Raw genomic sequence first — 6,290 nt, 5'->3', positions numbered from 1 at the left:
CTGGCATGGATCAGAACAAGACGATCCCGCGCAGGGTAAAATCGAAAGCCGCCGGGATGCCGGGATGTTCGGCAGGGGCGGGGATGTAACTCAGGTTCGGCTGGATGTAGAGCCCATCACGGAGCTTCATCTGGTAGTACCAGGTGAGGATCGTCTCGCTGCTACCGAGCTGGGTCGTCCGGAGGTTGTCGTTCGGGAAGTAGCTGGAACCGGCCTGGGGGTCCGGGTTCATGGTTCCATAGGCCAAACCGAAACCGCAGGAATCCTCGTCGCGATTGGGAATGGGACCGAAGTAGCTCAAGCCGAATCCGAAGTAGCGCTGGGTTTGGGAGATATCCGCGTTGGTCGCCCCGAACTGCATCCAGGAGACCAAGCCCTGGCCTTTGGACTTGGGCTTCTCGAAGTAGAGCCGTTGCGAGCCGAACAAGTACATGCCGGTGGCTCCCTCTTCGGGCCGACCATTGAGTCCCATCAGCTTGCCGGTCTGGAACCAGACTCCCGCACCGAATTTGCCCGGTTTATCGTCCTTTGCCAGTGTCCAGTTCAATCCGGCCTCGAGCAAGTGCAAGTAGTAGCCGTTGAAGCGCGGTCCGTCGAAACCGGTCTGCTCGCCGCGGGCCAGATTCCCGTCGAAAAAACCATACTGGAGGTAGGTATACTTGGTGGGAATCGCGGAAACGACCAGGCCGGTGGCGGAATTGTAATAGCCGGGCAACACGCTGAGCATCGTCGGGTTGATATAAATCGGTTTGAACAGCGCGCCGGAAATCGCGGGGACGGCCGCCTGGGGATCCTCGATCGGCCAGTCGCGGAGGACATTGTCGAAATCATAAGTCGGCACCGATTTGCCGATGCGAACGATGAGCTTGTCGTCGAAGAATTCCTGGCGAAACCAGAGTTGATAGAGCTCCGCGCGGCTATACGGCGCTCCGGCGTCGAGCGCATTGAAGCCCATCACGCTACCGGCCAGTGCGTTGGGCGAGTTCTTACCCTGTTCGACGCCGTTGATGGTATATCCCCCTCCGAAGCCGTTGTAGTACAGGAACTGGGTCCCGAACAGCCCTCCCTTCCAATCCACCATCTTCTCGAGGTCGATCGATAAATCCGCGATGGTCAAGGTATCCCCGACCCATTTGCCGGGGCCAAGGCCGCCGGCGAGGTTCCCGTTGGCATCCGTGATGTTGAGACCTCCGAAACGGATGCCATCATGGTTAACACCCAGGAAATCACCCAGGCGACCCGTGCCGGCGAGGATGTTGACGGCCGCCGGGTTTCCGCTGACCGCGTTGACCGCCCCGGAATCGGACGCCCGACTCGTTGTCCCGGATTCTCCCCCGCCGCCGTCCGGGGTGGCCCCTCCGGAACCCGTCACCGAGCCACCTCCCGGATCCGATGCCGCGGCCGTCCCGGACGTCGATCCACTGCCCACGCCCCCCGAAGGCAAGGATAAGGCGGCGGCTCCCCCAACCTCGCTGGCATCCGGAATCGCTGGACTTCGCTCTTCCCAGCGCGCGCGTTGAAGCCATCGGTCGACCCAGGCCACCTCGCCCTGATCGCCTGCCAACGTGGACAGGTCGATCGCGGGACTGCGACGAACCGGCGCTGGGACGCTCGTCGTTCGGTCGTCCCCGACCGAGGTTCTCGAGTCCGGCGTCGGTGCCGGGTTCTCGCGACTGACGCCGAGATTCGCCGGCCGATCGACCAGAGTGGCATAGCGATCCGTCACGCAGCCCGTCCCGAAGATCAGAAGAAGACCACAAGAGACCAACTTCATGCGAGGAGGCATTATGGGTGGCCTCGATCATCAAACCGGCTTCGATACTGGGATATTGTCCGCTTTATCGGATTCATCACTAAGGCCACTCCAATTTAACTTGGCGGTCGCGTCTTTAACTTGGCGGTCGCGTCAATTGACAGTCTGCGGTCAAAGGCTCAGTTCTCATTCCAACTCTCGGCGTCATAGGTTGTGTGATGAGGGTGCGCGTCAGGATGAATGCGAGGTCTTCACGCAGTTCGTAGAGATCGGCGAGCCGATCATGAACGCCTCTTCTAACAGATCCGACATCGCAGGTGTCGTCACGAAAGTGCAAGTGCGCTCCGGAGCGAACGAGCCATTTGGCTCGTGGCAGGCCCGATTGAGCACAACCGTTGCCAGCTTTCCCGGATTTCTGAATGCCGAAGTGATTCCGCCGACTCCGCCGCTCCAGCGGGACTGGGTCATCGTCCAGCGGTTTCGCTCGCCCGAGTTCCTGCGTGCGTGGCGCGAATCGGCCGAGCGACGATTGCTCTGGGACGAGGCCAAGGACTTGATCGATCCGGAGGAATCGGCCGGTCCTCGCGATGAGGACGTGGGGACTCCGCAACTTCCTTGCCGCGTGACCGACGTCATCACGACCCACCTGAAGGCCGGCAAGGACGATGAGTACTTGAAGTGGGCGCAAGAGATCCAGCAAGCCCAGGCGCGTTTCCCGGGCTATCAAGGCATCTACATTCAGCCACCCAGTGACATTCAACAGGATTTCTGGACCACCCTGCTCCGTTTCGATACCCTTGTCCACCTGCAAGACTGGCTCACTTCGAGCGAAAGGTTGCAGTTGCTGCAAAGGGCCGAGCCTCTTATCGATCGCGAGGAGAGCCATCAATTGATGTCGTCATTCGCCGGCTGGTTTCCGGGCGGTCCGGAGGGGGTCACAATCCCGGCGGTCTGGAAGCAAACCATGCTCGTACTGCTCGTCCTCTTCCCGCTCGTCATGCTCGAAATGCGCTGGCTCAACCCGCTGTTCATCGGCTGGAATCCGGCGCTCGCCACCTTCATTGGCAATGCGCTCACCGTGTCGCTGCTTTCCTGGCCGTTGATGCCGATCGCGATTCGGGGACTCGGGTGGTGGCTCTCGCCGAAGCGGGACGCGCCGGCCTGGAGGATGGCGGCGGGGCTCGGCTCGATTGCCGCTCTTTATTTGCTGGAGGTCATCGTGCTGTGGCGACTTATGTAAAAGGATCGCAAACATGCAGAACGTGCGAGATGTCACCTTTCAGTTGCTGCGCGAGTTGGGCCTGACGACGTTCTTCGGCAATCCCGGCTCGACCGAGGTGACCTTCCTCAAGAATTTCCCGGCGGACTTCCGGTATGTGCTCGCTCTTCACGAGGCGTCGGCGATTGCGATCGCGGATGGCTTTGCCCAGGCCACGGGCCGCCCAGCCTTGGTGAGCGTCCACACCGCGGCCGGAACGGCCAATGTCATGGGCAACCTGATGGGGGCGTCGCTGAACAAGACCCCGCTCATTGTGACCGCCGGCCAGCAAACGCGCGAAATGCTGCTGATGGAACCTTTCCTGACGAATGTCGAAGCCACGATGCTCGCTCGCCCCTGGGCCAAATGGGCGTACGAGCCCGTGCGTGCCGAGGATGTTCCCGGCGCTTTCATGCGTGCGTTCGCCACGGCCGTTCAACCGCCCGCGGGTCCCGTCTTTCTCTCCCTTCCGCTCGACGATTGGGCGAAGCCCTGCGCCGGGCCGGCGGTGGTGCGGACGGTGAGCCGTCGTGTTGCGCCCGAGCGTGCACGCTTGGCGGAATTCGCCAAAGCCTTGTCGGAGGCGTCTTCGCCCGTACTGATTTATGGCGCCGCCATCGACCGGGGGAACGGCTGGAGCGAGGCGGTTGCTTTTGCCGAGGCGCTCGGCGCGCCGGTATGGTCAGCGCCCCTTCCGGAGCGTGCGCCGTTTCCGGAAAACCATCCCCTCTATGCCGGCAATTTGCCGCCCGCCATCGGCCCCCTCTGCCAAAAACTCGAAGCCCACGACGTGGCGCTCGTGGTCGGCGCTTCGGTTTTCCGCTACTACCCTTACACGCCCGGTCCGTACTTGCCGGATGGGATGCGGCTCCTGCACATCTCTGACGATCCATCGGAGACCGCGCGCGCGCCGGTGGGCGACAGTCTGCTGGGGGATGCGGTTTTGTCTCTCGCCGCTCTCACCGAGTTGCTCGGCGAGCTCAGGCCCGCGGGCGGCAAGGCGCTGGAAGGGCTGGCGCATCGCATGGCACCTCACCCGCCGAACCCGGCAAAGGTGTCGGACGATGGCCTTCTGACCGCCGCGCAGGTTTTCGAGGCGATCAGCAAAATCCGGCCGGCGAACGCCATCCTGGTGGCGGAGACCCCCTCGAGTCTCCCTGATCTTCATGCGGTGTGGCCGATCACCGAACCCGCCTCCTTCTTCGCCTTCGCCAGCGGAGTGCTTGGTTGGGGCCTCCCGGCGTCCGTGGGCATCGCACTCGGTGAGCGCGAGACCGGTCGCAACCGTCCCGTGATCATGATCATCGGCGACGGATCGTTGCAATATTCGATCCAGTCGATCTGGACCGCGGTGCAACACCATTTGCCTATTCTGTTCGTTGTTCTGCGCAACGGGGAATACGCCGTTCTCAAGTCGTTCGCGGCGCATGAAGACTCTCCCGGCGTTCCCGCCCTCGATCTCCCCGGTATTGACATCATCTCTCTGGCGAAGGGTTACGGCTGCGATGCGGCACTCCTCGACGATCTTGACGCCATTAGGAGCGCCATAGCGGAGGCCTGGACCAAATCGAAGCCCACCGTGCTGGAGATTCCGATTTCCCCGGTGGTCCCACCGCTTTTCTGACGGCAAGGTACAAGCTGAGTTTAGCGATTTCTTGGCGCAAATCAGGCGGGTTTGGGCTTTGTTCAGAATCAGGTGGTCAGCGGAAAACTGCAGGTGATCGCCCCCGATCAACGAATGTGAGGCTTCCCAGCAGGACAAGGCCGTACTATTTATGTAATGTTACCATCACCAGGTCTTTTCCCCTACGAGGCATAGCAATGTTACCATCACAAAGCTTTTTCCCCTACGCGGGGATCCACGATCGTCCAGAATTCGCGTGGCCGGAAGGAAAACGGCTAGCTGTCTACTTTGCGCTTAACGTCGAGTACACTTCCTACGGTTCCGGTGGTCTCGCGCAGTGCTATTCGCCGGGACTGAACCACCCGAACACCTACAATTGGGGTTGGCGCGAATACGGCAATCGTGTCGGCGGCTGGCACCTCATCGATCTATTCGACGAGCACCGCCTGCCACTCACGGTCCTGCTCAACACGGCTTGCTACGATCATTGCCCGGCACTCGTCGCGGCATTCCGGGCGCTCGGTGCGGAGATCGTCGCGCATGGTCCTACCAATTCCGCGCACCCGAACGGTATGGACCTGGAGCAAGAGCGCGCGTGGATTCAGGAGGCTACAGAGGCCATTCGCCTGCATGAAGGCGCGGCGCCCGCCGGTTGGATGAGCCCCGGCGCCGATCCGAGCTTCAACACCGAGGCTCTGTTGGCGAAGGCTGGCTATCGCTACACCCTCGATTGGCCGATTGACGATCAACCCGTTTGGATGCGGACGAAAGAGGGGCCGTTGCTGAGCGTACCTTACCCCCATGAGGTCAATGATGTACCAATGGTGCTTATGCACAACGGCACGGCGACTGCTTTCGCGGACATGATGATTGACAACTTCGATGAGATTCTACTGCAATCGTCGAAACAGCCGCTCGCCTACGGCATTACCATCCATACGTTCATCGCCGGCCAGCCATTCCGCATCAAGCAGTTCCGCCGCGTACTCGAGCACATGACCCGGTTTCGCGACGACGTCTGGTTCACCAAGTCGGGCGACATCGCCAAACATTACGCTGCCGCGGTGCCCGCTCCGGCAAATGAGACCTGAAAGATCGGAAACATGATGCACCAGCGCCACGGTCGGGTTCCCATCGGGATCCCGATCGCCGGGCTGGGCACCCATTGGGCTGAAGCTCGCCAGGCGCCCTGCCAGCGTCTGGCCGGAGCCATGCAGCCGCAAAGCGCAACATTCTGCCTAGTGTTGAGCACTGGCGACGCTGCTACCTCGATAATCGTGCCGAAGCATCACACCAGCCGACGCGACGACGAGAACGGCACATGAAGCGCTTCAAGTCTGCTCGTCATGCGCAGCGGTTCCTGTCCACCGACTGCCGGACCCACAATCACTTCCGACTTCGCCGTCACCTCTTAGTTCTCGTTTCGTAGATTTGGAGGTGGATCGCGAGCGGCCCGGCGAGTGAAATTCCCCCCGGCGAATCGATCGTGAAGAGGTGCTGGTAAGTTCCATGGGTCGACTTCCTTGCCTTGGCGACTTGTTGAGACCTCAGATACCAAGACAGGTTGCCAAGAAATCGCGAGGAAGCCGACCTGTTTTTTTGCTCAGTCTCCCCTCTTCTATAAGTGCGTAACAAGTATACCCCTGACGCGAAGA

The 6,290-nt window shown here is 61.0% G+C and carries 4 protein-coding genes and 1 pseudogene; 4 read left to right on the top strand and 1 reads right to left on the bottom strand.

Annotated features, from left to right (window positions below; all coding sequences use genetic code 11):
- Positions 1-10: 10 nt before the first annotated feature.
- Positions 11-1,372: a carbohydrate porin gene (locus ACLP9N_RS02205; RefSeq protein WP_442405860.1), complete on the bottom strand. Its 1,362-nt coding sequence runs from the start codon at positions 1,370-1,372 to the stop codon at positions 11-13.
- A 592-nt stretch (positions 1,373-1,964) separates the two neighbouring features.
- On the opposite strand from ACLP9N_RS02205, the gene ACLP9N_RS02200 reads away from it, so the two are divergent.
- The 4 genes and pseudogenes from ACLP9N_RS02200 to ACLP9N_RS02185 form a co-directional block, all read left to right on the top strand.
- A complete protein-coding gene (locus ACLP9N_RS02200) occupies positions 1,965-2,993 on the top strand; it encodes a hypothetical protein (RefSeq protein ID WP_442405859.1) in 1,029 nt (342 codons plus the stop codon).
- A 13-nt stretch (positions 2,994-3,006) separates the two neighbouring features.
- Positions 3,007-4,635 (top strand): benzoylformate decarboxylase, encoded by a 1,629-nt coding sequence (gene mdlC / locus ACLP9N_RS02195; protein ID WP_442405858.1) that lies wholly within the window; start codon positions 3,007-3,009, stop codon positions 4,633-4,635.
- Between the two features lie 197 nt (positions 4,636-4,832).
- Positions 4,833-5,726, top strand: a complete 894-nt coding sequence (locus ACLP9N_RS02190) for a polysaccharide deacetylase family protein (RefSeq protein ID WP_442405857.1) — start codon at positions 4,833-4,835, stop codon at positions 5,724-5,726.
- Between the two features lie 140 nt (positions 5,727-5,866).
- A pseudogene (locus ACLP9N_RS02185) lies at positions 5,867-6,049 on the top strand (DDE-type integrase/transposase/recombinase); the annotation flags it as partial.
- Positions 6,050-6,290: the final 241 nt, after the last annotated feature.

The sequence above is a fragment of the Mycobacterium sp. genome (assembly GCF_052144515.1).
Lineage (GTDB): Bacteria > Actinomycetota > Actinomycetes > Mycobacteriales > Mycobacteriaceae > Mycobacterium.
Note: the sequence above shows the minus strand (reverse complement) of the source record. Positions and strands in the feature narration are given on the sequence as shown.

What these genes read in the sequence shown, in the direction of transcription:
- mdlC (WP_442405858.1), top strand. Translation starts at nt 3,007, where the DNA reads ATGCAGAACGTGCGAGATGTCACCTTTCAGTTGCTGCGCGAGTTGGGC.
- ACLP9N_RS02190 (WP_442405857.1), top strand. Translation starts at nt 4,833, where the DNA reads ATGTTACCATCACAAAGCTTTTTCCCCTACGCGGGGATCCACGATCGT.